The following is a 25,889-nucleotide window of genomic DNA, read 5'->3' as shown; positions in this document are numbered from 1 at the left end:
ATTTTGCATCACGAAATTGTAAAAACTCAATAAATTCAGACAAATCATCACACACTGAATAAACAGTCAAACCCATTTTTTGTAACACAGCAGACCATTTAGACACTCATATTATGTTGAAATATATGAAGTTTTTTTGTTACAAATTTGTAAATACATAACTTACTGAAATTATAGTGTTTTGACAAAATAGTCAACGAGGCAAAAAGTGGTTGCAAGAGTCACAGCTTCGGGTACTGTACATCGCACTGGGAACCATTCTTTTTTTGGCAAAATCATTATGTTGAGGAGGCTATCCATGAGGAAAATCGTCTTTACGGCTCTGTTAGTGCTGCTTTTCGCTGCTCAGGCCATTGCAGCAGACACCATCAAGATCGGCTTCAACATCCCGCTCACCGGTGACATCCCGAAGGTAGGTGAAGCCTCCAAGTTCGCCGCCGAAATGCTCAAGGAAGACATCAACGGCGCTGGTGGCCTTGATGTGGGCGGCACGAAGTACATGCTGGACTTCATCTATGAAGATAACGAGTCCAAGGCTGAATCTGCCGTTAACGTTGCTCTCAAGCTCATTGAGCGCGACCAGGTCGTAGCCATTGTCGGCCCCAACTCTTCCAAGCAGGCTGTGCCCGCCGGCGGCACCTGCGACGACAACCAGACCCCCATGGTGACCCCCTGGTCCACCAACCCCGACACCACCCTGGACCGTCCCTGGGTATTCCGCGCTGCCTTCCTCGATCCCTTCCAGGGTCCCGTGGTAGCCAACTTTGCCGAAAAGACTTTCGGTGCAAAGACCGCAGCTGTCATTTATGACGTTTCCAACGACTACTCCAAGGGCCTTGCCGAAATCTTCCAGCAGGTCTGGGAAGGCAAGAAGGGCGCCGGTTCCGTGGTTGCTTTCGAATCCCACGGCACCAAGGACCAGGACTTCTCCGCTCAGCTGTCCACCATCGTGGCAGCCAAGCCCGATTTCATCTTTGTTCCCGACAACTACAATCAGGTAGCCCTGATCATTAAGCAGGCCCGTCAGCTCGGCTACAAGGGCCCCTTCATGGGTTCCGACGCCTGGGGTTCCGCTGAACTGATGACCCTGTGCGGCGACGACTGCGCCGGTCAGTACTTCTCCACCCACTACGCAGCAGCCGGCGCAACCGGCAAGACCAAGGAATTCATCGACCGTTACTCTGCCAAGTACGGCTACACCCCCGACGACGTTGCTGCCCTGACTTGGGACGCAACCCGTCTGGTGCTGCAGGCCATTCAGGAAGCAGGTAAGGTTGAGTCCGACGTCCGCAAGGAACGCAAGGCCATCCGCGAAGCCATGTCCAAGATTCAGAAGTTCGAAGGCATCACCGGCACCATGAGCTTTGACGAACAGGGCGACCCCATCAAGTGCGCCGTTGTCGTAAAGATCAGCCCCAAGGGTGAGTTCGAATTCACCGAATCAGTCTGCCCGCAATAGCCACCCGCTAAACGACTCAAGGCGGCGGGTTTTCCCCGCCGCCTTTTTTGCACCACACCACAACAACACCAACCATTTAACGACAGTTCCTGAATGTGCTGTTGAGGAGGTCTCCTCCCTGTGGAAACGCTGCTACAAGGCTTCCTGCAATACGTCATCAACTCGTTGCAGTGGGGCAGTTTCTACGCCCTTATAGCTGTTGGATATACCCTGGTTTATGGCGTGCTGCTTCTTATCAACTTCGCCCATGGTGATATTTTCATGGTCGGAGCCTATATCGCATTTTTCGTCTCTTCCATGCTCATTGCCGAACTGAGCGGTTTCGCTTCCGGCTGGATGCTGGTCGCCATGGCTGTGCCGCTCACCATGCTGCTGACGGCCTGCGTGGGGGTTACCCTTGAACGCGTGGCTTACCGCCCCTTGCGCAAAAAAGGTGCTCACAGACTGTACGTTGTCATCACGGCACTCATGTGCGGTCTCATCCTTGAAAACGGCAACCTCGCGCTGCTCGGAGCAAGCCGCAAAAAATTCCCCGAGATGGTTGATACTGTTGTTCTCAACATCGGCGGGGCATCCATCACGAACCTCAAGCTGATGGTTATTTTCGCAGCCATCGGCGTTTTCCTTTTCCTGCACTGGATCGTGACCAAGACAAAGCTTGGCATGGCCATGCGCGCGGTATCGTTCGACAAGTTCGCAGTTCCGCTCATGGGCATTCCGCTGAACACGGTCATCGTGTTCACCTTCATTCTCGGTTCCGGCTTTGCGGGGCTTGCAGGCATGCTGTTCGCCATGTCCTACCCTATCCTTGAACCGTACATGGGGGCGCTCATCGGCTGGAAGGCCTTCATCGCAGCGGTTGTGGGCGGCATCGGCGACATTCGCGGAGCCTTTATCGGCGGCTTCCTGCTCGCCTTTATCGAAATCGGCGTTGCCTCGGTGCTGCCGTCTTCCTTCCGCGACCTCTTTGCCTTCAGCATCCTGCTGGTCATCCTCTGGATGAAGCCCACGGGCCTGTTCGGCATTGCCAAGACCACCAAGATCTAACTCAGGAAACAGGAACTCCCGATGCAAAAACACACGTTCACCATCGCGCTGTTGCTCTCCTGCCTTGCCTTGGTGGGTAGTGCGCAATACAGCCTTCTTGACCAGTACATCCTCACGGTCATCATGTTCATGGGGATCAACATCATTCTGTCCTCCAGCCTGAACATCATCAACGGCTACATGGGCGAATTCTCATGCGGACACGGTGGATTCATGTGCGTAGGCGCCTATGTCTCCTCTGTTCTCTCTGTGGCCCTGTTCACCAAGGACAAGGTGTTCGGCCCCGCCCTGCTGCCGCCAGACCTGGCCTGGCTGGGCTTTCCCTTCGTCATCCTTGCCGGTGCAGGAGTAGCTGCCATTGCCGGCCTGATCGTAGCCCTGCCCTCGTTCAAGACCCGCGGCGACTATCTCGCCATCATCACCATTGCGGCCAACTACATGATCATCTCTGCCATTGAGAACATGGACGTGATCGGCGGCCCCCGCGGTTTTCAGGGCATGAAACGCGTCATCAACGCCATGGGCGACACGGCTGACATCCCGTGGATGCTGATCTGGATCATCATCGGCACCCTCTTCTCCATCTGGATCATCCGTCGCTTCGTATCGTCCACCTACGGCAAGGGCATCATCGCCATCAGTCAGGACGAAGTGGCAGCGGAAATCATGAGCGTTAATACCAACAAGATGAAAATCGCGGCCTTCATGCTCTCCTCCGGCCTCGCTGGTCTTGCGGGCGGCTTGTTCGCCCATGTTTACGGCTACGTTAACCCGCAGTCGTTCAACATCATGAAGTCCACGGAATGCTTGGTCATGGTCTACCTCGGCGGCATGGGCTCGCTCAGCGGCTCCGTGCTCAGCGCCGTACTCTTCACCATGCTCATCGAAGCCCTGCGCTTTGTCATTCCGGAGATCGACAGCCTCATGCACACCATGGGCATCCTGCCGGACAGCTATGAAATCTCGCAGGTATGGAAATGGGTTATCATCCCGCTTATCCTGTTCTTCCTCATGCAGTTCCGGCCCGAAGGCATTCTGGGCAACAGGGAACTGCCTGATCTCTTCCCGAAACTGCGCAAACTCTACAGCTTCAGGTAGGGAGGGGAACGATCATGGCACTTCTCGAAATAAGCAACATGACCCAGCGCTTCGGCGGCCTGCAGGCTGTTTCCGACTTCAATATCAGCATTGAGGAAGGACAACTGCTCGCCCTCATCGGCCCCAACGGCGCAGGCAAGACCACCGTGTTCAACCTGACCTCAGGCTTCTACCAGCCCACGGAAGGCACCATCATGTTCAACGGCAAGCCCACTGCGGGCCTCAAGCCGCATCAGGTGACCTCCATGGGCATTGCACGCACCTTCCAGAACATCCGGCTCTGGCACGACATGACCGTGCTGGACAACATCCGCATCTCCCAGCATTACCGCATGGGGTACAACGTGTGGGATGCCTTTCTGCGCACCAAGCGGTACCGGAAAAGCGAAGCGTCCATCGACAGCACGGCTTGGGAAATGCTCGAGGCGATGAGCCTGAAGGAATATGCCTATGAGCGCCCCAAGAACCTGCCCTACGGCATGCAGCGCCGTGTGGAAATTGCGCGCGCCATGTCCATCAAACCCAAACTGCTGTTGCTGGACGAACCTGCGGCAGGCCTCAACTCCGCAGATGTGGAGGGGCTGATCAAGCTGATTCGATGGATTCACAATGAATTCGACATCACCATCTGGATGATTGAACACCAGATGAAGGTGGTCATGTCCCTGTGTGAACACATCAAGGTCATTGATTTCGGTTCCACCATCGCCGACGGTACCCCGGAAGAGATTCAGGAGAATCCCGTGGTCATCAAGGCATACCTTGGAGACGATACAATCTGATGCTGCTATCTATCGAAAACTTATACGTAAAATATGGAAATATCGAGGCGCTGCACGGCGTGACCTTCCATGTGGACGAAGGCGAGATCGTTACGCTCATCGGTGCCAACGGTGCGGGCAAATCCACCACGCTGAACAGCATCATGCGTCTGCCTCCTCCCGAGGCTCCCCGCGTGATGTCCGGCGACATCAAGTTCAGGGGACAATCCATCCTGAACGTGGAACCCCATGACGTTGTCGCCAAGCTGAATCTTGCGCTTGCGCCGGAAGGTCGACGCATCTTCGGCAACCTGACCGTCATGGAAAACCTGACGCTGGCCACCTATGCCCGCAAGAACGATCCGGACACGGAGATTAAGCGCGACCTTGCGCGCATCTTCGACCTCTTCCCCCGCCTTGCGGAACGCAAGAACCAGCGCAGCGAATCCCTTTCCGGCGGCGAACAGCAGATGCTGGCCGTAGGCCGCGCCATGATGACCAAATGCGATGTGCTGCTGCTGGACGAACCTTCCATGGGACTTGCCCCTCTGCTCATGTACGAAATGTTCCGTACCCTGAAGCAGATCAATCAGGAAGACGGCCTGACCATCGTGGTGGTTGAGCAGAACGCAAAGGTTGCACTCAGCCTTGCGCACCGTGGCTATGTGCTGGATACCGGCGAAATCGTGGCCAGCGGTTCTGCCGAAGAACTCGTCAACGACCCCGAAGTGAAAAAGGCCTATCTGGGCGGCTAGATTCCAACAGCTTGCAAATAGAAGTCCCCGTCATCCTGATATGACGGGGACTTTTTATTGGCATAATCCCATACTGATTCGCCAAGATTAGCCCTTTAATAATAGTTAAACTCCGGAATGTCATAACCATCATTCTTCAAAGAATACGACATTACGATCCCCCGCAGACTACTCTTCGTTAGGTACTCCGATACCATTGGCTGCGCTCCGGTTATTCTCAGCAACCAGAGGCAGGTGTATGATGAAACGAGATCCTTTTCCGAGTTCGGAGTCCACACCTAACGTCCCTTTATGGTTTTGTGTTATGATGAAATGTGAAACCGAAAGCCCCAGTCCTGTTCCGCTTCCTACGGGCTTAGTGGAAAAAAATGGTTTGAAGATATTGTCTTGAACACTTTGCTCCATACCGGGGCCATTATCCCATATATCAATTCGCACATCCCCATCAACCAACCGAGTCTGCAAGCCAATTTCTGGCTGGCAATCTTTCTCACAATGCTCTGCCATGGCCTGCGCTGCATTCTTCAAAATATTGAGCACAACCTGTTCAATTTCCGTGGCGGCGCATTCGACTTTAGGCAAGTTTTCAGCATAGTCCTTGATGATTCTAACTCGTTTAAAGTCATACTTCTTGCGCATGCTATATTCACCCTGAGCCAACGCCAATGCACCATCAAGCAGCTGGTTCATATCGCAAGGCTGCTTCTGCCCGCTGCTCTGGCGGCTGAATTGCAGCATGTTGCTGACGATCTTGGAACCACGCCCTGTCGCCTCACGAATGTTCCGGAGGAAACCCATGACACCACGCGCTTCCAGATAACGGCCCACAGACGTGAGATCCACGCCCAACTCTTCAGCCACCTGTTGATTCGCCTTCATCTCAGATGACACCCGACGAAAAACATTCTGGGTGCTCTGCATAATAATGCCAAGCGGGTTGTTGATTTCATGCGCCATGCCGGCAGCCAGCCCGCCCACGGACATCATCTTTTCCGTCTGAATCATTACTTCATTGAAACGCACCTGTTCAGTCACATCATCAATTCGAAGCAAAGCACCGAACATCTTTCCCGCCACAACAGGATAACAACGAATATTTTCGTACCTTATGCCATCCTCCGTCATCACCTTTACATTGAGAGACTCGGCAACTTCCTCCTTATTCAAGACCTGTTGCAGTAATGGTTCCATCTGGGGACGAAGAATAAGAGAACGCACATCAGCTCCAAGTGCACGGACAGCAGAGACACCGGTCATCGCCTCTGCAGCCCGGTTCCAATGAGTGACCACTCCGTCCGCATTGATGCCGACAAGCGTGGCCGGAATGGCGTCAAGCAGATTCTGATACTGACGCTCACTGACCAGCAGATTGGCTTGCCAATCCCGCTCACGCACATAAACCACGACCGACGATACTGCCAACATGCCGATGGTCGCCAGCAGAACCCATAGATATGGTGTTTTTTCAAACACATGCATCAGAGGAATATCATGCTCAAGTATAACGGCGAACTGCAGGTTGCTGATCTCTGAAAAACCTGTGACAGCCCGGTAGCGCCTCCCGGATTCCGAAAACAGCACAGACTGAGCCTGGCGTTTATCAAGAGGCAACACTGCCGACAGGGTTGTGTCGTCGGCAAGCGGCTCACCGATCAACCCTTTCTTGTCATCGGAACCATGCCTGATGACCATCGCATGATCCCATACCAACAATGAGATATCTTTTCCGGCAATATACCTGTCCCACTGTTTTGTCAGACTGCTGAAAAGGATGGATGCCCCGATAACCCCGTTAAACTCTCCTTCTTCCGTATGCAACGGAACTATCATCCCAGTAACAAGATGCTTGCTGAGGGGGCCCAGATGAGGATTCATGACAACCTTGGGCGCACCAGCGGCAATACGCTTGAAAAAATCAAGGTTACTTATGGAAGCGCCCGATTGCTTGAAAGGAATGGCTGAGGCAAAGAAAACTCCGGTTTTATCCGTGGCAGCTACATTTACCAGCTCGGGATTGGCCTCAAGGAGTCGCCGAGCCAAATGATTGGCAGGTTCAGTTTGATGATGTGAAAACGGCACAGTCAGAGCAAGAGCCCTGAAAGTTGTGTCATAACGCTCATAAAAAGCGTTGGTCTGTTCCAACAGGTTATTAACGAGCTCCTGAGCCCGGGAAACCCTTATATCCTGTTCACGTTTGTATACACGATATACATTGTCACCTGCGAGAATTACAACTGCAAGCAGTAGCGTAAGCATGACAGCAAACAAACCGCTGCTTGAATGCCCCCTTCCATGTTTGCTCATTGCTTGAATCATACATCCCCCAGATAATAGACATAGATGCCTGAGAGCATACTGTACGCCATTTCGAACACCTCAGGCAAGCCTGTAAGCAGAAGATATGCCATCTGTGATCTCTTTGTGTTCGCAATAGTTAGCCCTAATCCACTATCATCCAATCTTTACCATTACGGCATAGACAAGACTAAAGACAAACTATTTCAGACAGTAAAACCATACCCATGCGTTTTTGCTCTGAAATTGTGCTAAACCTGACGCATGAATTCAGGTATTGTCATTTCGCATGAGATTGCTAGCATTCCATCAGACATTTTCACAGAACGGCACTTGAGGAGATAACATGAGCTTTGACATGGACAAGGAACAGAAACGTCTTGAGCGCAAGCTCACCCTATTGAGCAAAAAAGAGTTTCTGCCCGCCGCATTGCTGCGCATCGTTTCCGACACAGCCACCTTGCAGCTTGCAAGCCGCAGCGAGGTTTCCGTTAAGGCCCCAGCCCTCCCCACTCCGCCGGACGCCCACGTTCAGGGTGTGCCGCTTCTGCCTCGCGAGTTATTTGTCTATGATGCAAAACAGACCGCCATCCTTTTTGGCAAGCTGCTGGCACTCATGGAAGCAATCGGCGGGAGCCTGACAGAAGCCGCAGGGAGTATCCGCAAAGGCCTTGAAGACAGAAGCTTCAATCTTTCAGAAGCATGCGAAGCCTTTTTGAAGGATGACCATCTGTTCTTCGCGGACTGGGCAGCCAGACTGCCCGATGCCCCGAGCCTGGTCCGTTTTCTGGTGCAGGGCAGCCTCTCTCCCTCGCTTGAGGCCGTAGCTGAACAGCTGCGGGAGCATCATAACAATGACGAACCATGGACCTTCGGCCATTGTCCCTACTGCGGATCCCAGCCGCTCATCGCTTCACTTCATGAGAAGGAAGGCTTCAAACACCTGAGCTGCTCCTTCTGCCGTTCCGACTATCGTGCAAAGCGCCTGCAATGCGCCTTCTGCGGCGAAGAGGACCACGAAAAGCTTGAATATTTCAAAGCGGAAGGCGAACCCGGCTTCGAGGTGCATGTGTGCCGGACCTGCAACTGTTACATGAAAACAGCAGATTTCAGGACGCTCGATGCCGTGAGCATCCCTGCCCTTGACGATCTTGAGTCGCTGGCGCTGGATATTCTGGCCCGCGAACAGGGGCTTTCGCGCCCAACGCTTTCCGCATGGGGATTCTGATATGGCCATCAAGACGCACTGTACCGAAGCCGCCCCGCGCGGCATCACCATCCGCCGGTTCAAGGATGGAGTCTGGGAAGACCAGCATGACGTGCTCAGCCGCGAAATTCCCATACGCATACACACCGAACATGCACCGCCCAAGACATTGTGGGCATGGCCCTGCAATCTGGCAGACCTTGCACTCGGACACGTGCTGCTGGACATGGGCGGGGCTGGCCGTATCGGCAGCGTTACACAGCTTGCGGAAACAGAATTTGACGTAAAGCTCGGCGCAACGCTGCCTCCTGCTGCAGGCAACCCCGCTCCCATCCACGCCCCGGTGCTGCTCAAGGCCATGGCGGACTTCATGGGCGGCGAGGGCCTGTGGGACGACACCGGCTGTTTTCATCGCGCCGGAGTTCTGGATCCCGTATCCATGCAGGTGCTGCACCGTGCGGAAGACATTGGCCGCCACAACTGTCTGGATCGCATTGCCGGATGGGCCAACCGCTCCAATGTGGACCTTTCGAACAAGGTCATGCTGGTTTCGGCACGGGTCACTTCCAGCCTGTGCGCCAAGGCGCTTCGAGCCGGATTCCGGTTCATCATCAGCCGCTCCGCCGTCACCACGGCCTCCGTGGACATGGCCACTGAGCACAACGCAACGCTGGTAGGCTTCACACGGGACAAGGAAGGCCGCTTCTCCGTCTTTGTGGACAATGCCGGACGGGTGCTTGCGTGAACGCGCCCTCGTCTGAACCCCTTACCGGCGTTGTCCTCGCTGGCGGCCTGAGCACGCGTCTTGGGAACGACAAGACCGTTATCCGGCTCTATGGCGATTCCGAGCCGGACATGCTCAATCGTGCCTGCGGCCTGCTGGCACAGGTGACAGACGAGGTGTGGATTTCCGGGCGAACAACCAAACCCAAAACCAACGGTTATTTCTGGATCTGCGATGAAAAGAAGGGACTTGGTCCCATAGGCGGAGTCATGACCGCCCTGCGTGCTGCGCAAGGACCAATTATGGTACTTTCCTGCGATTTGCCGTTCATGGATACGCATACCCTCATGAAACTGGTGGAAAAACGCAAGGAGCGCACAGAGTCCACCCTGATGACGACCTTCCTTCAGGTGGAAACCGGATTCATCGAATCCCTTGTCGCCATTTACGATTTTGCCGCCCTGCCGCTCTTTGAAGAAGCCATTGAGAACGGCATATACAAACTGAGCCGCGTGATAGACAAATCGGCCCAACTGCATATACCGTATACTAGCAGGGAGTCACTCCCCTTCTTCAACATCAACTATCCTGCGGACCTTGAAATGGCCCGTCGAATCATAGCTGCACTATGACCAAATCACTGCTCGCCGATCCTGCCGATCTTGCAGGCATAGCCTCAGCGGCTCCACAGGGTAAAGAAGCCCACGGACACTTTGCCGACAGCCACGGCCGCACCGTTGATTATCTGCGCCTGTCTGTTACCGACCGGTGCAACCTGCGCTGCATGTACTGCTGGAGCAGCGAACAGATGCAGTTTTTGCAGCACAACGACATTCTTACCTATGAAGAGATCCTCAGGCTCGTGGATCTGGTGGCGGAGATGGGTATTTCCAAGATTCGCCTTACCGGTGGCGAGCCCTTTGCGCGCAAGAACATTCTGCACCTCATACAGCAGATGCTTCAGCGCCACCCCCATCTTGACCTGCGTATCACCACCAATGCCACGCTGCTTTCCGGCAAAGTGCAAGCGCTGAAGGATGCCGGAGTCCGTTGTCTGAACATTTCGCTGGATACCTTCAACAGACAGAAGTTCCAGAACATTACCGGCAGGGATATGCTGCGCAACGTCACCCGCGCCATTGACGAGGCACTGGCACTGGGTATGAAGGTCAAGCTGAACGCCGTTGCCCTTAAAGGCATCAACGACGACGAACTCCCCGTATTCATCAACTTTGCCCGGCGCAACCCTGTAGACTTCCGCTTCATCGAGTTCATGCCCATGGGGCAGTGCAACCGCTGGACCCAGGACAACTTCTGGTCCGCAGCAGACATCCTTGCCACTGCTCAGGAGCACGTTAACCTCACCCCGCTGGGACACGGAGAACGCAAGGCCGGTCCGGCCCGCCTGTACGGCATAGAAGGCGGCAAGGGACGAATCGGCGTCATTTCTCCCATGTCCAACCATTTCTGCAACGACTGCAATCGGTTGCGCATTACGTCAGACGGCAGACTCCGTACCTGCCTGTTCTCAGACAAGGAGTACTCACTACGCCCGCTGCTCCGAAACCCCAAGCTGGGTGAGCGCTTCGTCCGCCGAGTGCTTGAACGAGCCAACCGCAACAAGCCGCTGGGATACAAAATTCTGCAGAAGATGCGCGAACACACAGTTGCCGACAAGCGCATGAACGCCATAGGCGGCTAGCAAACCGGAACCACAGTATTTGGAAAACAAGCGGCCCGATTCTCCTGAATCGGGCCGTTTTAATATTTGGGAGAACCTCCCTACCCTTACACGAAAAAAGCCCGGTCCAAAGGACCGGGCTTTCATATCGTTTGCTTGCGGCAAACGGTGTCGGCTTAGAAGCCGAAACCGTCGTCGCTGGCACCGGAAGCACCGAAACCGAAGGTATCCGGTACTTCGCCGGAAGAGGAAGAATCCTCAAAACCAGCGGGCTCATCAGCAGCAGCGGCTTCACCAGCAACGGCACCAGCAACAGCGGCACCAACGGGCAGGTTGGCCAGAGCTTCCTTCAGACCCTTGGAAACCATATCCTTAACGGAGGATTCGATTTCCTTCTCGTTGATGGCAACCTTGCCGTCGAAGGTCTTCAGTTCCTTCTGAGCAGCAGTGAGGTCAGCCTTGGCCTTGTCCAGCTTACCGGTCAGATCGGCAACCTGCTTTTCAAGGGTAGCGGTCTTGCCTTCGAAGGGAGCCAGTTCAGCAACCTTGCCCTTCAGTTCGGCAACTTCAGCAACCTGAGCTGCGATGGTAGCCTTGGCTTCAGCCATCTTGTCCAGCACAACGGAAATGCCAGCCATTTCAGCAGCGGGGATGGGTTCAATGGAAACGTTGTCGCCCAGGGTGGCAACCTGCTTCTGAGCCCATTCTTCGAAGACAACTTCTTCGCTGTAGGCACAAGCCATGAAACGGGGCTCCAGGCTGTAGAGCCAGCCCTTTGCGATGGGAGCTACTGCGCCGAGCTCTTCAGTGGAGAGTTCGCGCTGAGCCAGGTAGCCAAGCAGATCGGCAACATCAGCACCGCTCTTGCCGGCAATTACACCAAGAATGGTTTCCATTTTGAAAACCCTGCGTGCTTCTTCAGACATTTGGGCCTCCTATAATCAAGGAAAGAATATTTTCTTGTTGAAGTCTTTTCTTGACGCGCTCCCGCTCTGGCGGGAGCGCTTGTCGTTTTCTAACGGCGTCCCATGTGACGCACGTAGGTCAGGGCTGCAGTACGGTATACCAGGTGGCCCAGCTTGGACCAGGGCAGGTATGCGAACAGCATCCACACGGTGACCAGGTGCATGTAGTACACGGTGTACGCGATCTGGGGGATGCCAGCCAAGCGGAAGAGCTCGGAAAGCACGCCGGTCAGAGCGACAGCCCAGATGACATTAAGCAGATACCAGTCGTAGTAGTTGGACTTGGTCTTGGACGCTTCCTGTGCACGACGGCGGTTGGTCAGAATGGCCATGCCGGTGAGAAGCATTACGGCACCCACGTTTGCCAGAAGCTTGACCGGATGGGCAAGATGCAGCGGGGTGTGGATAGCGTAAGCGGGGAACAGGTAGCCGCCCCAGTGACCAACGGCAACTACGCCGGTTACGACCATCAGTGCAAGGAAGGCATAGAAGACCAGCATGTGACCGGCCTTGCGGTCGGAACGGTCGTCGCCGCAGTCCTTGAACTTCTTGTGGGTCATGATTTCTTCAAGCAGCACGTCCTTCAGGCACATGAGCATGGACTTCTGCTTGCCCAGCACCAGCGTGGAGCCTTCCGGCTTGAAGGAGCTGATCAGGTTCTTCGTACCCTTAAAGAAACAGAACATCATGCCGAAGAAAGTGGCCATGAAGATGGGGTCAATGGTGAAGTCGCCGGGGAACAGCAGACCGTATACGATGTCACCGGCTTCGGTAACAGGGAATGCGGTGCCGAGCTGGCCTGCGCGAATGAACCAAATGACCGCCCACAGAATCGCCGGAATGGCGATCAGGTTGATCAGATACTTGGGGCTGCTCATCCACTTCCCGATGGTGGGGAAGAGGTTCACGCGCTGGTAAGCCATGTTACGCAGGGCGCTGAGCAGGTCACCGGGCTTGGCACCACGGGGGCACAGGTCGGAACAGGTGCCGCAGTTGTGACAAAGCCAGATGTCAGGGTTATTGATGAGCTTATCTTTCAAACCCCAGGAAGCCCATACCATTTCCTTACGGGGATAGGGGTTGCTAGCGGGAGAGATGGGGCAGGCGACGCTGCAGGTAGCGCACTGATAGCACTTCTTGAGCGAGTCCCCACCAACAGCTTGCAACTCTTTGACAAACTGAAGATCAGGTTGGATTCTTACGGACTGAGCCATGTTCCATCTCCTCCTAGTAGCCCTTGAACGGGTTCGGACCCTTTTCGAAGATCATGTTCATGAACTCTTCGATCATGTCCGGCACCTTATCGTACTCGTCGATGGCGACTTCGTACTGGTCCACACGGTCAGGTTCAACGCCAAGGCGGTTAAGAGTCTCAGCGATGTTGTCCTTACGGCGGTTACAGATTTCAGAGCCCTTCACGAAGTGGCACTGATAGTCGTCGCCGTACTTACAGCCGAGCAGCATAACGCCGTCAATACCCTTGGACATGGCGTCTGCAACCCAGATGGCGTTGACGGAACCGAGGCAGCGTACGGGAATGATACGTACGTAGGGGCTCCACTTCTTGCCGCGGATGGCGGCCATATCCAGCGCCGGGTATGCGTCGTTTTCGCAGGCGAGGATGATGACACGGGGACCGCCGGTTTCCATGTTGTCCGGAACGTAAACTTCACGGATCATGGTACCGATCTGGTCGATGTTGTAGTTATCGAAGGAGATAACACGCTCGGGGCAGGCACCCATACAGGTACCGCAACGACGGCAGCGGCTGAAGTTCGGCAGCGGCGTACCCTTTTCATCATCGTCCAGCGCGCCGAAGGGACATTCTTCGGTACAACGCTTACACTGGGTGCAGCGAACGAAGTTGAACACGGGGTAGCTGAGGTCGCCGGAACGGGGATGCACTGCAACGCCGCGGTTTGCGGACTCGATGCACTGGATGGCCTTGAGGGTGGCGCCGATGGCGTCTTCCTCGGCAGCGTCCAGCATCATGGGCTGACGTACGCAGCCTGCAGCGTATACGCCGGTACGACGGGTTTCGTAGGGGAAGCAGATGTAGTTGGAGTCTGCATACCCTTCGAAGAGTTCCAGATCCGGGAAGTTCGGGCCCTGACGGTACACGAAGTTCATGATCGGATCCTTTGCCGTGGCGGGTACGATACCCGTGGGCAGAACAACCATGTCGACAGCTATTTCAATGTCGCCACCCATAAGGGTGTTGCCGGCGGAAACGATGATTTCATCACCGTCTGCGGCAATGCCCTTGATCTCGGCCTTGGACATCATGATGCCGAGGCGGTTCTGGGCAGCCTTGTAGTAACGCTCGTGAATACCCTGTACGACCATGGAGTCGTAAAGGATGAAGGCCTGGCCGTCTTCAAAGGTGTCACACACATAGTTGGCCTGCTTCAGGGCAACCACGGAGCTGACAGCATTGGAGATAGGCAGGTGACGAACGGATTCCAAGTCCTTGTGAACGTACTTGGGAGCATCTTCGCCTTCTTCCTTCTTGGCTTCTTCGGCCGGAGCCTCTTCAGCGCAGGCAGGAGCGTAGATGTCGCCGCCGTCTACAAGACCGGTATTGAGAACGAAGGCAACGCGCTTTGCGGAAAGGGTGCCTTCCTTAACCATCTTTTCAAATTCAGCTGCGGTCACCACGTTGGGAACGCTGCCGTAGCCCATGGGGCCGAGCACCTTGGGATTCTGGGGAACCCAGCCAGCTGCCAGAACGACAGCACCGACGGGGAACTCTTCACCCTTGATGGTGGCCTTGTACTGGCCGGGCAGACCTTCCAGCTTTTCGAGACGTGCGTTGGTAATGACCTTAATCTTATCGTTACCGGTCACATCGGCAATCTTCTTCTCGATGCCGGTCTCGTGAGCGTCGGTGTAGGGGTATTCCAGAGGAGCGGTTTTGAGCATGCCCACGGCCTTACCGCCAAGTGCAGCTTCCTTTTCCACCAGAATAACGTCGTGGCCGTAGTCAGCTGCCTGCTTGGCTGCAGTAAGACCGGCCCAACCACCACCGATAACGAGGATGGTCTTGACGGTTTCAAACTCCGGAGGAGTGGGGGTCTTGGTCTTCTGCATCTTGAACACGCCCATGTTCACATAGTCTTTGGCCATGAGCATGAGCAGTTCGGGTGCGTCGTCGCCGGCTTCCGGTACGGAACCGTCAGCATCCTTGAAGGCCATTGCGCAGTGTTCGCGAAGGTTTACGCGATCTACGAGCACGCCTTCAAAGTTGTAGAGATCCCAGTCAACACGGGGGGAAGCACCGCACAGCATCACGCCGTCCAGTTCTTCTTCCTCGATGTCGGCGCGGATCTCAGCACGGGCGCTTTCTGCAGCCAGTACGGGGAAAACCTTTGCCACGGGGCAGGCATCGCCGAACTTCTTGCCAACGTGCGCAGCAAGCTCTTCACCGTCAATGACGCCAAGAGCAGACTGGTCAAAATATACGCCTATTTTTTGGGCCATTATCTACTACCTCCCTCGCACCGTCTGGATAGCTTTGAGTGCGGCGCTGGTACCGGACTGCGCGGTACGCATAACGTCCAGGGGCTTCGTGGCGCAACCGGCCGCGAAAATACCCTTGGCCTCGCCGCCGATGACGAAGCCGTCCTCGTCCAGCTGAACACCAAACGGATTCTTTTCACCGGACAGGCTGGGCTGCATGCCGGTAGCCAGAACCACCATGTCGTGGCGGACCTTCTTCTTCGTGCCCTTCACAGCGTCTTCAACTTCCACGATCACGTCGCCGGAGGCAGCGTCGGCTTCAACACCGGCAACCTTGCCCTTGACGAGGTGGATCATTTCGTCCGCGGTGGCCTTGCGCATGAACTTGTCATAGCGGCCGGGGGTACGCAGGTCGATGTAGTAAATGGTGACTTCAGCATCAGGGTACTGCTCACGTACATACAGAGCCTGCTTCAGAGAGGCCATGCAGCAGATGTAGGAGCAGAAGTTCAGATGGTTCTGGTCACGGGAACCGGCGCACTGTACGAAGGCGATCTTCTTGGGGGCCTTGCCGTCGGTGGGACGCAGGATCTTACCGTCGGTGGGGCCGTTGGGAGAAGCAAGACGCTCAAGCTGCATGTTGGACACGCAGTTCTTGATCTGACCGGCACCAAGATTGGTGAGGTTGGTAACGTCGTAGGGCTTCCAACCGGTGGCGAGTACGATGCTTCCAACATTCAGCACGACGCTCTTTTCAGCTTCGTTCATGTCGCAATGCACGCTGGAACCGATCTTCAGCTTGTCAGCCTTGGAAAGATTGTCCTTTTCCAGAACGTAGCGATTGGGGAAGCCGAAAGGGGTGTCCATGTAGAGGGGCTTGCGGGTGGAAAGACCAAAGTTGAACTCGTCTTTCACTTCACCTTCAAGGCTCTCTGCAAGGGCGCCAAGGTCTGCGCTGCTGGGAGCGGTGCCACGGGGCGCAATGGACAGGGTAACGGTGAAGTCGCCTGCCTCGCCCGCCACGGATTCCACCGTAGCCTGGGTAAAGAATTTCACATTGGGATTTTTCTTGATGCGCTGGAACTGAATTTCCAGGCCACAGGACGGAGGGCAGAGCTTGGGGAAATATTTATTAAGCTGTGCCACCCGGCCGCCAAGAAATGGGCTTTTCTCGACGATGTACACTTCGTAGCCGAGTTCCGCAGCTTCCAGAGCGGCAGTGATACCGCTGAAGCCGCCGCCGACGACGAGTATGGAGTTGGACATTCTTGCTATCCTCCCTACGGATGTTTCGGGCCAATTCGACAAAACGGCCTAAGCCCAGACAATAAGGCATTTAAACTTACTGCCCCGGCTTAGACCGTCTGGGTCAGGGAAGAAAAAGGGCGGTTGCGGTTACCCGCAACCGCCCGGGAGTTCTAAGACCTACTCAGATACTAAGCAGTGGGAATGATCTGGTAGTAGGGCTTCTTGAAGATGGTGGTTTCACCAGTCTTCACGTCGTACTTGGAGTTAACAAAGCACTTCCACTTGGAGTCGTCCAGGCCCATGAAGTCTGCACGGTAGTAGAAGCCGGGGTAACGGGATTCCGTACGGAACGCGATGTGCTGCATGTGCAGACGAACGGTCCACAGACGGTGGTAGTTTTCCCAGCAACGAAGCAGTTCGTGCAGGTCGCGAGCAGCGAGCTTCAGGGAGTCTTCTTCCAGCATGTCCAGCAGGTGGAAGCCGGTGTTCAGTGCAGCTTCGGAGGTGGTGTAGTAGGTGCCTACGCCGCCGCCGTATTCGTCGGTGCACTTCACGAGACGCATCATGAAGTTCTTGGGAGAGATGTACTCGGGGTTAACTACGGGGCAGGTAGAAGCATCCTTGCCGGCCAGGTAGTTCTTGTAGGGGCGGTAGATCAGGTCAGCAAGGGCCTTGGAGTCTTCAGCGATGGAAGGCTTGTAGTCCTTGTGGTCGATGCACCAACGGACCATCTGCTTGCCGCAGATACGGCCTTCAGCGTGGGAACCGGAGGAGAACTTGTGACCGGAAGCGCCAACGCCGTCAGCACAGGTCCACAGACCCATAACGGTGGTCATACGGTTGTATACCTTACCGTTAGCAGCGCGCACCTTGTAGTCTTCGGGTACCCAAGCTTCGTCGGGACCGGAAGTCCAGATACCGCAGCAGCCGGAGTGGGAACCGAGGAGGTAAGGCTCGGTGGGCATGATTTCAGAACCGGTTTCTTCGGGCTGAATGTTCATGGATGCCCACAGGTTGGCCTGACCAACACACATGTCGAGGAAGTCTTCCCAAGCTTCGGCTTCGAGGTGCTTCTGCTGAGCAGGAGTCATGGTCTCGAAGGTGGTCTGCAGGGCAGTCTTGGTGTCCATGTAGATGGGACCGCGACCTTCGCGCATTTCGCGAAGCATCATGTGGTTACGCAGACAGGTGGGGATAACGTGACCCTTAGCGTAGCCGCGATCTTCGTAAGGCTTCAGCATTGCGCGGTTGGTTGCGCAGTAGTCTTCGCCCTTGAAGTTGGTGGCCTTAGCCTTGAAGAGCAGGAACCATGCGCCAACCGGGCCGTAACCGTCCTTGAAACGGGCGGGAACGAAGCGGTTTTCCATCATGGTCATTTCAGCGCCAACCTGTGCACACATGGTGTAGGTGGAACCTGCGTTCCAAACGGGGTACCATGCACGGCCAAGACCTTCACCAGTGGAGCGGGGCTTGTACACGTTAACAGCGCCACCGCAAGCAACAACCATGGCGTTGGTGCGGAAGATGTGAACTTCGTTAGCGCGCAGGTTGAAGCCTACAGCGCCGGCGATGCGGTTTTCTTCCTTGGAGTCGAGCAGAAGCTTAACGATGAAGATACGCTCCATGATGCGGGCTTCGCCCAGGGCGTTCTTAGCAGCTTCAGCAACGATACACTTGTAGGATTCACCGTTGATCATCATCTGCCAACGGCCGGAACGAACGCATTCGTCGCCAGCGCGCAGGGACTTGCCGGCAGCCTTAGCGGCAGCGCCGTCCAGGTTGTGGCCGTGCTCGTCCTTGATCCAGCAGGGCAGGCCCCACTCTTCGAACAGATGAACGGAATCGTCAACGTGACGGCCAAGGTCGAAGATAAGGTCTTCGCGAACCAGGCCCATCAGGTCGGTACGAACCATGCGAACGTAGTCGTCAGCATTGTTCTTGCCGAGGTAGGTGTTGATAGCGGAGAGACCCTGTGCAACAGCACCGGAACGCTCGAGGGCGGCCTTGTCGATGAGCATGATCTTCAGCTCAGGAGCGTACTTGTCGGCCCAACGCACTGCTTCGAAAGCAGCGCCGCAGTTACCCATACCACCACCAACCATAAGGATGTCGACGTCGTGTTCCTTTACTACCGGCTCAGCGATAGCAACGCCACGGGGCGTTTCCTTAGCAGGAATCATCGGCATGATAATATCTCCTATAGGAAATTTTCTTTTCGTTACTTTGACCGGGGCTACCGCTTAAACAGCGGAGGCCTTACGAACCATGGTGATGTCTGCTTCAGCAACTTCAATCTTCTGGCCCAGAGCTTCGATGGGCAGAGCCAGTTCGGTTTCAGTGAACAGCAGTTCGTCATCCAGGTTACCGGCTTCGGGCTTGCCTTCGAAGGGCTTGATGGAGCCTTCGGGGGTGGTGCGGATCGGGAACTTGAAGCGCTTCACGTTGCCGTTACGGAACTTAACGGTCCACATGATGGAATCAGCGGAGCGCATGGGGATACAAGTACCACCCATGGGGGCAAAGTCAGCGTAGGGACGAGCGGTGATTGCACCCTGGGGGCAAATCTTAACGCAGGAGTAACACTCCCAGCATGCCTCAGGTTCCTGGTTGAAAGCGCGCATAGCGTCAGCGTCCAGAATCATGAGGTCGTTGGGGCAGATGTACATGCAGGCGGTCTTCTCGCCACCCTTGCAGCCATCGCACTTAGACGGGTCTACGTAAGTCGGCATACCTTATCCTCCAACACAACGAAATTAAAGGTTTTACCTAAAAGCCTTTTTCCCATTTCGGGGTCCATCATTCGATGGAGACAAAAAAGCAGATCCAAACAATTGCCCTGCCTTTTGGGACTCCACCGAAGACAACGGACGATACAGACGACTATTCCGTATCGCTTGTGAGAGAAGTAACAAAGCCAGCGGTACTAGGTCAAGGGGCTTGTTCATTTTTTTCACAAAGCCCACTCAAACCAGCATAACCGACTGTTTTTCATGATGTTACAGAACTCTACACATCCCCTTAACCAAGGGCCTGTGCCGTTTGGTCCATAGCCATTTACATTGAATAGGCCAAGGTTGCAAGAGCACCGCGCGTTCTTAATGCATTTTTTCACGAAATAGCCTCAATGCGAATTTTCTAGAGTTTGTTCAGAATTAATGCGGGTAAAGCCTCCCCAACTGCAGGAATTGTTTGACCAAACAACCCACTTCCTGCCTTAAAGCCCTTTCCTACTCTTCTGTGCCTGTTATGCACAAATACTGAAAACGGTTTTAAAGAAGTTCCGAGCCGACGCATCAGCTTGTGAAGGTTGGCACACAATTCCCCCTTGCTGCCCAACATGACCTATATATAATGTATTGATACGGACGACAGGTTACAAATACATTAAAGCCCAACCGCGATTGTCTGACACGCATTATTCTTGTTGCGGACAATGCGGTTTCACGCTAGGGGAACGCCACACATACCAATGTTCAATGAAAGGCAAATAGCGATGAAAAAGAATATGACCCTCGTTGAGGAAATCAGCGAAATGGACGTGGAATTGATGAAGCTGCTGGCGCGCCGCTCCAAGCTCATCCAGAAAACCCGACGTCCCAAGAAGGAAGGCTCCGGCACCACCGGCATCTCCAGCGAAAAGCAACTGCGCCTGCTGTGGGAAGCCAACGCCACCAAATTCAGCAAGGACCCCAGACTTGCCCGCCAGCTCTTCAGCCTTATTCAGGACATCGAGTTCACCAGCAAGGCCGAATCTGACGAGAGAACGGAGTTCACCCTTTCTCCTAACCGCAAGCCGGTTAACGTTGATCTTCCCGGTCCCGCTTCGCTGAAAAGCGCTCGTCTCTGGATGACGCTTGCTGCCATGTCCGGCACCAAATGCCGCCTGAAGAGCCTGCTCACCGCCGATCCTGTCACCGAGCTTGTCAAAGCTCTGAATCAGGCTGGCGCCTCTCTCTACTGGCAGGATGGCGACGTCATATCCAAGGGTGGCGAAGCCCTCAGCTTTGCCGACAAGGTCATATTCGCCGGTGACGATCATCTGAACTTCTACCTGCTCGCCCTCATGGCTGCTGGTCGTCACGGTACGCTCAAATTTACCGGCGGGTCCGTTCTCAAGGATGCCGACCTTACTGCCTTCCGCCACTTTCTGCCGCAGCTCGGCGCCCGTGTGGCCCACGTAGTACCCCGCTCCAACGGTCTGCCCGTTCGTCTTGAATGCTCCGGCATCATCCCGGACGCCATCGCCATCCCCTCCGACCTTCCCGCTGAAGCCGTCGTGGCCTGCCTTATTGCCGCCACTTCCTGGGATGTGCGTGTGACCATCAACCTGACCAATAACGCCAACGCTGAAACCTGCCTCGCAGAAGTCTCCGCCCTGCTCGACCAGTGCGGCGTACAGTATTCCGGCGGCACCAGCGACTTCACCATTTTCCCCGGACCTGCCAGCGTGCCCACCGAGCCCCAGCTTGCGCTGGACCCTGTCATCGGCACCACCCTACTGTCCGTTCCCGTGTTTACCGCAGGTACGGTCAAGCTTGACGGCGCATGGCCCGTAAAAACCGAGGAAGGCGATGCCGCCCTCGCCCTGCTCCGTTCTGCCGGACTGGAAGTGACCGCCCGCGACGGCAAGGTCATCGCTTCCGCCACGGCTGCAGTAGCCAAGGCTGGCCAGCCCGATATGGGCACCCTGCCGGCAGCCTACTATCCGCTGAGCGTTGCCATGGCGTGCGCACGCGCCAAGGCCACCGGCGAACCGGTCGCCCTGCCCCCCCTGCCCGCAGGCATGGATCTCGTGCTTGTTGAAGGTTTTGTGGCGCAGGCTCATATGCTCATCGACGACGGCAAGGTATTCCCCTCCGTCGACGTGCCGGCCGCTCCCCTCTGGACCAGCCCCGACGCCAACTGGACCATGGCCTTTGCCATGCTCGCGTTCCTGAAGCGTTCCATCAAGCTGGCCAACCCCGGCAATATCACCGACCTGATGCCCTCGTTCTGGACGTTCTACAACGGACTGCCCGAGCCGACCATGACTCGCAAGCCCAAGCAGGAGACCACCAGTGACCAACCCAAGCGACGCAGAATCATTGCCGAATAGCATTCCCGCTCTTGAAGAGCTTGTTGCCAGCTATCAGCAGCAGCTGAAAACGCTGGATGAAAAGCAGAAGCGTCTCTTCGAAGCGGAAGACCCCAAGAACGGCATCTTCTTCGCCAATGAGATTCACGCCAACCGGCAGGAAAAGAATCAGATGCAGGTGCAGATGCAGTTTGCACAGGTTCGGTTGAATCGTCTGAAGATGGAAGCCGAACCGCTGTTCTAGAATGGAAATAAGATGAAAAGAGAAGCCCCCGATGGAAACATCGGGGGCTTTTTTTGCTGAATATGGGGGGAGCTTGTCCTTTCACCAAATCCTTTCTAACAAGCCCTCTCCAACGCCTGCCCCACATCCTCCAGAATATCATCAATATGCTCGATCCCGACGGAGAAACGGATAAGGTCCGGCGTTATGCCGCCAGCCCGCTGCTGCTCTTCGGTCAACTGCGAATGAGTGGTGGACGCGGGGTGAATGGCCAGACTTTTGGCATCACCCACGTTGGCCAGATGGGAGACCAGCTTGAGGCTGTCGATGAACTTCGCGCCAGCTTCAGCACCCTTGCCTGCAGCACTCCTGATGCCGAACACGACCATACCGCCATAGCCGCCCGTAAATTGCTCTCTGGCTGCCTGATGGGCAGGATCATCAGCCAGACCGGGATAGCGGACCCAGGCTACCTTGTCGTGCTGCTTCAGATATTCGGCTACGCGCAACGCATTGTCGCAATGCCGTTCCATGCGCAGACTCAGAGTCTCCAATCCCTGCAGGAACAACCAGCAGTTGTCGGGACTGATACAACCGCCGAGATTGCGCAGCGGTACAAGACGCAGGCGCAGGGCAAAGGCCACGGGATTGAGCGGACCAAGGTCATGGGCATAGCGCAGGCCATGATAGGAGGGGTCCGGCTCGTTGAAGAGCGAGAATTTGGAATCCGTCCAGTCGAATGTGCCGCCGTCCACAACAATGCCGCCAAGTCCGGTGCCGTGCCCGCCGATCCATTTGGTCAGCGAATGCACCACAACATGCGCCCCGTGCTCCAACGGACGGAACAGGCTGGGCGGCGTGAAGGTGGAATCCACCACCAGCGGCAGATGAAACTCTTCCGCAACCTTAGCCACCTCGCGGATGCGCACCACGTCAAGGGAAGGATTGCCGATCACCTCGGTGAACAGCATACGGGTCTTGTCCGTAATCTTGGCACGGATGTCGTCAGGATTGGAGAAGTCCGCAAAGCGGGTGGTGATGCCCTGATCCGGCAGAATGGCATCAAACATGGTATACGTGCCGCCGTACAGGTTGGAGGCGGAAACGATCTCGTCTCCCTTCCGGCAGATATTCAGCACCGTGTAATGAATGGCCGTGGTGCCCGATGCCAGCGCCACGGCTGCGGCTCCCCCTTCCAACGCGGCCATGCGCTGCTCAAGCGCATCCTGCGTGGGATTGCCCAACCGTGTATAGATATTCCCCAGCTCCTTCAGGGCAAACAGGTTGGCGGCATGCTCCGTGCTGTTGAACAGATACGCTGCGGTGCGGTGCACCGGAATGGCGCGGGCGTTGCTCTGGTCCTTGGAAAAACCTGCGTGCAGGGCCTTGGTCTCGAAACGGTATGATGCGGTCATGGCTGTCTCCATGGTGTTATCTGTAAATTGCGATCTTGCAGAACTCATTGCGACAAGGACAATTACCTGCCTTCAATCATGAATATGCCGTACGAGGCACGCAGGTTCGGCAACAGGTTCACCCGCCTCGGGAACGGATCACCGCCGGGCATGGCCACGGCCTCCTGCCGCATGATGCGGAAGGGAATCTCCTCCCCGTACTTCCGGAAATCTTCAAGGGTCAGCACGCGGATGTTCGGCGTATCGTACCATTCATACGGCAGTTCGCGGGTCTTGGGGGCCCTGCCGCCAAACATGGCCTGCAGGCGCACCTTCCAGTACCCGAAGTTGGGAAAGCTCACGATGCCGAAACGTCCCACGCGGAGCAGTTGCTCCAACATCTTCGTGGGACGGTGCACCTGCTGCAGGGTCTGACTGACGATAACATAGTCGAACGCCTTGTCGGGATAGTTGGGCAACTCCTCGTTCACATTGCCGTGCACCACGGAAAGCCCCTGCCCTATGCACTGGGCGACGTACGCTTCCGAAAGCTCTATACCCGTGCCGTGCACCTGCTTTTCGCGCACGAGGTGGCCGAGCAACTGGCCGTCGCCACAGCCAAGGTCGAGCACGCGGGTTTCCGGCTCTATCCATGAAGCAATGACCTGCTGGTCAAAACGAAGAGGGCGAAGGGCGGCAGTCTGGTTAGCGGACATGGCTGAAAAACCCTCCCAGAATATCGGCAAAATGGTTGTTGGGGAGCAGAAAGGCATCGTGCCCCCACTTCTCCGTGATGTCGCAGAAGCTCACGTCCCGACCCGCCCGCTGCAGGTGCGTTACCAGCGTCTTGGATTGATAGCTGGGATAGAGCCAGTCGGAGGTGAAGGAGATGACCAGAAAGCGCGTGTCGGAAGACTTGAACGCCTGCGAGGCGTAGCTCTCCGGCTTCTCCAGCTCCAGATCGAAGTAGTCTGCTGCCTTGGTGACATAAAGAAAGGAATTGGCGTCGAAGCGCTGCACGAACTTGCGCCCCTGATGATGCAGGTAGCTCTCCACCTGAAAGTCCGTCTCGAAGTTGAAGGAAAGCTGCTCCCTGTTCTGCAGGTTGCGGCCGAACTTCACGTGCATGGATTCGTCGGAAAGATAGGTGATGTGCCCGATCATGCGCGCAACCGCGAGGCCAAGATCGGGTGCGGGGCCGCCATAGTAGGCCCCCTGCTGCCAGTTCGGATCGGAGATGACGGACTGCCGCGCAACCTCATTAAAGGCAATGGCCTGCGCCGAATGCCGCGTAGTGGTGGCAATGGGCACGGCTGCGGCGACCATTTCAGGATACCGCGCGGCCCACTCCAGCACCTGCATGCCTCCAAGGGAACCGCCAGTGACCGCGCACAGGCGGGAGATGCCGAAATGCCGCACCAGTTGGCGCTGCGCGCGCACCATGTCGGTAATGGTGACCACGGGAAAATCCAGCCCGTAAGGGCTGCCCGTTGCGGGATTGATGCTGGCCGGCCCGCTGGAGCCGTAGCAACTGCCGAGGATATTGGAACAGATGACGAAGAAACGGTCAGTGTCCACAGGCTTTCCGGGACCGACATACTCATCCCACCACCCGGGTTTGACCTGTCCTCCATGGACGGAAGAGGCTACATGCGAATCCCCGGTCAGGGCATGACAGACGAGCACGGCGTTGCTCTTGTCAGCCGCCAGCGTACCGAACGTTTCATAGGCCAGCTGCACGCCCGACAGCTCGGCACCGCTCCTGAAGACAAGCGGTTCGGGAAGTGTGAACAGGCAGACGCCGTTGGATGCGGTTTCTGCGCCGGAGCAATTGGACTGCGTCATAGAACACCTCTGATCCGCAACAGACAGACTGCTACCCCATCGACGACAGAGAAGACGATGGATCAGCGGGGCAGCGCATGCGGACATCTCATGCGTTACAAGGATGCGCGTCGAGGCACCATAGCAGAAAAACAGCCATGGCGCAGCAGCGCATGAAATTCATAGAAACGACGGAAAAAGGAAGCAGAGCCCGAGCGGGCTGTCCCTTAAAGCGGGCGATGCCCTGACCGCATTCGACGACCGCGGACACGGTCGGAAACACGGACAGGCACGAGGCGGGGTTCGGGGCGAACCGCACGAAGGACCAGAGCTGCAAAGGCTGCAGTTGCGATGGTCTGTATGGCGATAATAATGGTAGTCATAGTATTCTTCCCTCATCGGTCCCGCTGAGCGGGCTGGCAGTAGCACCTTGGCCGATTGGCGGCATTCAGGTTGCTAGGCGGTCTACGAGCCAGGTCTCTCACGCCTTCTTAATGATTTCCACTCCTGATAAGACGGTACGATTCTGCCGTCAAGTGGTGACGCCGAGAAAACCGGCAGCGGTTTCAAAGCTGAATGCCAACCGGCTTGCACGGCTGGACATTCGCGCCTTCATGCCCTATCCAAACCTATCCGGAGTCCTGCATCGCACGGACTGCGAACGATCGTACGCAA

The 25,889-nt window shown here is 55.8% G+C and carries 22 protein-coding genes and 1 riboswitch; of the genes, 11 read left to right on the top strand and 11 right to left on the bottom strand.

Translation table 11 applies throughout. The annotated features are described in order from the left end of the window. Nucleotides 1-298: 298 nt before the first annotated feature. The 5 genes from N1030_RS16880 to N1030_RS16860 all read left to right on the top strand — a co-directional run bounded on the left by N1030_RS16880 (nucleotide 299) and on the right by N1030_RS16860 (nucleotide 5,120). Complete coding sequence (locus N1030_RS16880; protein WP_265826727.1) at nucleotides 299-1,459, top strand: ABC transporter substrate-binding protein; 1,161 nt, start codon at nucleotides 299-301, stop codon at nucleotides 1,457-1,459. Nucleotides 1,460-1,588: 129 nt separating this feature from the next. Further along, complete coding sequence (locus N1030_RS16875) at nucleotides 1,589-2,506, top strand: branched-chain amino acid ABC transporter permease (protein ID WP_265829100.1); 918 nt, start codon at nucleotides 1,589-1,591, stop codon at nucleotides 2,504-2,506. A gap of 21 nt (nucleotides 2,507-2,527) precedes the next feature. Further along, entirely contained in the window at nucleotides 2,528-3,604 is a 1,077-nt protein-coding gene (locus N1030_RS16870) for a branched-chain amino acid ABC transporter permease (RefSeq protein ID WP_265826726.1), read from the top strand. Nucleotides 3,605-3,618: 14 nt separating this feature from the next. After that, nucleotides 3,619-4,386 carry an ABC transporter ATP-binding protein gene (locus N1030_RS16865; RefSeq protein ID WP_265826725.1) on the top strand — a complete coding sequence of 256 codons (768 nt, stop codon included), beginning with the start codon at nucleotides 3,619-3,621 and terminating at the stop codon, nucleotides 4,384-4,386. Continuing rightward, nucleotides 4,386-5,120, top strand: a complete 735-nt coding sequence (locus N1030_RS16860; protein ID WP_265826724.1) for an ABC transporter ATP-binding protein — start codon at nucleotides 4,386-4,388, stop codon at nucleotides 5,118-5,120. Before N1030_RS16865 ends, N1030_RS16860 begins: the two co-directional genes overlap by 1 nt. 168 nt (nucleotides 5,121-5,288) lie before the next feature. Here the strand turns inward: N1030_RS16860 and N1030_RS16855 are convergent, their stop codons facing one another. After that, nucleotides 5,289-7,436 (bottom strand): ATP-binding protein, encoded by a 2,148-nt coding sequence (locus N1030_RS16855; protein WP_265826722.1) that lies wholly within the window; start codon nucleotides 7,434-7,436, stop codon nucleotides 5,289-5,291. A 325-nt stretch (nucleotides 7,437-7,761) separates the two neighbouring features. Here N1030_RS16855 and N1030_RS16850 point away from each other — a divergent pair, with 325 nt between their 5' ends. The 4 genes from N1030_RS16850 to moaA are packed head-to-tail and all read left to right on the top strand — an operon-like array spanning nucleotide 7,762 to nucleotide 11,048. Then, nucleotides 7,762-8,643: a formate dehydrogenase accessory protein FdhE gene (locus tag N1030_RS16850; RefSeq protein ID WP_265826721.1), complete on the top strand. Its 882-nt coding sequence runs from the start codon at nucleotides 7,762-7,764 to the stop codon at nucleotides 8,641-8,643. Nucleotide 8,644: 1 nt separating this feature from the next. Then, nucleotides 8,645-9,367, top strand: a complete 723-nt coding sequence (locus tag N1030_RS16845) for a formate dehydrogenase accessory sulfurtransferase FdhD (protein WP_265826720.1) — start codon at nucleotides 8,645-8,647, stop codon at nucleotides 9,365-9,367. Beyond that, entirely contained in the window at nucleotides 9,364-9,978 is a 615-nt protein-coding gene (gene mobA, locus N1030_RS16840) for a molybdenum cofactor guanylyltransferase (RefSeq protein WP_265826719.1), read from the top strand. Before N1030_RS16845 ends, mobA begins: the two co-directional genes overlap by 4 nt. Next, entirely contained in the window at nucleotides 9,975-11,048 is a 1,074-nt protein-coding gene (gene moaA, locus N1030_RS16835) for a GTP 3',8-cyclase MoaA (protein ID WP_265826717.1), read from the top strand. Before mobA ends, moaA begins: the two co-directional genes overlap by 4 nt. Nucleotides 11,049-11,203: 155 nt before the next feature. Here the strand turns inward: moaA and N1030_RS16830 are convergent, their stop codons facing one another. The 6 genes from N1030_RS16830 to aprB all read right to left on the bottom strand — a co-directional run bounded on the left by N1030_RS16830 (nucleotide 11,204) and on the right by aprB (nucleotide 19,428). Next, a complete protein-coding gene (locus N1030_RS16830) occupies nucleotides 11,204-11,953 on the bottom strand; it encodes a coiled-coil domain-containing protein (protein ID WP_265826716.1) in 750 nt (249 codons plus the stop codon). 89 nt (nucleotides 11,954-12,042) lie between these two features. Then, complete coding sequence (gene qmoC, locus N1030_RS16825; RefSeq protein WP_265826715.1) at nucleotides 12,043-13,206, bottom strand: quinone-interacting membrane-bound oxidoreductase complex subunit QmoC; 1,164 nt, start codon at nucleotides 13,204-13,206, stop codon at nucleotides 12,043-12,045. A 13-nt stretch (nucleotides 13,207-13,219) separates the two neighbouring features. Beyond that, the gene (locus N1030_RS16820; protein WP_265826714.1) at nucleotides 13,220-15,472 is read right to left on the bottom strand and encodes a hydrogenase iron-sulfur subunit; all 2,253 of its coding nucleotides are present in this window, start codon (nucleotides 15,470-15,472) and stop codon (nucleotides 13,220-13,222) included. A 6-nt stretch (nucleotides 15,473-15,478) separates the two neighbouring features. After that, nucleotides 15,479-16,717 (bottom strand): CoB--CoM heterodisulfide reductase iron-sulfur subunit A family protein, encoded by a 1,239-nt coding sequence (locus tag N1030_RS16815; protein WP_265826713.1) that lies wholly within the window; start codon nucleotides 16,715-16,717, stop codon nucleotides 15,479-15,481. A 170-nt stretch (nucleotides 16,718-16,887) separates the two neighbouring features. Next, entirely contained in the window at nucleotides 16,888-18,885 is a 1,998-nt protein-coding gene (aprA, locus tag N1030_RS16810; RefSeq protein ID WP_265826712.1) for an adenylyl-sulfate reductase subunit alpha, read from the bottom strand. A gap of 54 nt (nucleotides 18,886-18,939) precedes the next feature. Then, a complete protein-coding gene (gene aprB, locus N1030_RS16805; RefSeq protein WP_265826710.1) occupies nucleotides 18,940-19,428 on the bottom strand; it encodes an adenylyl-sulfate reductase subunit beta in 489 nt (162 codons plus the stop codon). 764 nt (nucleotides 19,429-20,192) lie between these two features. Between aprB and N1030_RS16800 the strand changes: the two genes are divergently transcribed. Further along, nucleotides 20,193-21,794 (top strand): 3-phosphoshikimate 1-carboxyvinyltransferase, encoded by a 1,602-nt coding sequence (locus N1030_RS16800; RefSeq protein ID WP_265826708.1) that lies wholly within the window; start codon nucleotides 20,193-20,195, stop codon nucleotides 21,792-21,794. Beyond that, nucleotides 21,757-22,017 carry a hypothetical protein gene (locus tag N1030_RS16795; RefSeq protein ID WP_265826707.1) on the top strand — a complete coding sequence of 87 codons (261 nt, stop codon included), beginning with the start codon at nucleotides 21,757-21,759 and terminating at the stop codon, nucleotides 22,015-22,017. Before N1030_RS16800 ends, N1030_RS16795 begins: the two co-directional genes overlap by 38 nt. Before the next feature lie 95 nt (nucleotides 22,018-22,112). On the opposite strand, the gene N1030_RS16790 is transcribed toward N1030_RS16795, so the two are convergent. The 4 genes from N1030_RS16790 to N1030_RS16775 form a co-directional block, all read right to left on the bottom strand. Continuing rightward, nucleotides 22,113-23,411, bottom strand: coding sequence for an O-acetylhomoserine aminocarboxypropyltransferase/cysteine synthase family protein (locus tag N1030_RS16790; protein WP_265826706.1), 1,299 nt, complete (start codon nucleotides 23,409-23,411; stop codon nucleotides 22,113-22,115). A 62-nt stretch (nucleotides 23,412-23,473) separates the two neighbouring features. Further along, a complete protein-coding gene (gene metW / locus N1030_RS16785) occupies nucleotides 23,474-24,106 on the bottom strand; it encodes a methionine biosynthesis protein MetW (RefSeq protein WP_265826704.1) in 633 nt (210 codons plus the stop codon). Further along, nucleotides 24,096-25,235 carry a homoserine O-acetyltransferase MetX gene (metX, locus tag N1030_RS16780; RefSeq protein WP_265826702.1) on the bottom strand — a complete coding sequence of 380 codons (1,140 nt, stop codon included), beginning with the start codon at nucleotides 25,233-25,235 and terminating at the stop codon, nucleotides 24,096-24,098. Before metX ends, metW begins: the two co-directional genes overlap by 11 nt. A 206-nt stretch (nucleotides 25,236-25,441) precedes the next feature. Then, nucleotides 25,442-25,597: a hypothetical protein gene (locus tag N1030_RS16775; RefSeq protein ID WP_265826701.1), complete on the bottom strand. Its 156-nt coding sequence runs from the start codon at nucleotides 25,595-25,597 to the stop codon at nucleotides 25,442-25,444. 9 nt (nucleotides 25,598-25,606) lie between these two features. Next, nucleotides 25,607-25,715, bottom strand: a riboswitch (SAM riboswitch). Nucleotides 25,716-25,889 lie beyond the last annotated feature (174 nt).

It is taken from the genome of Desulfovibrio mangrovi (assembly GCF_026230175.1).
Classification (GTDB): Bacteria; Desulfobacterota; Desulfovibrionia; order Desulfovibrionales; family Desulfovibrionaceae; genus Halodesulfovibrio; species Halodesulfovibrio mangrovi.
This window is presented reverse-complemented; position numbering and strand designations above follow the sequence as displayed.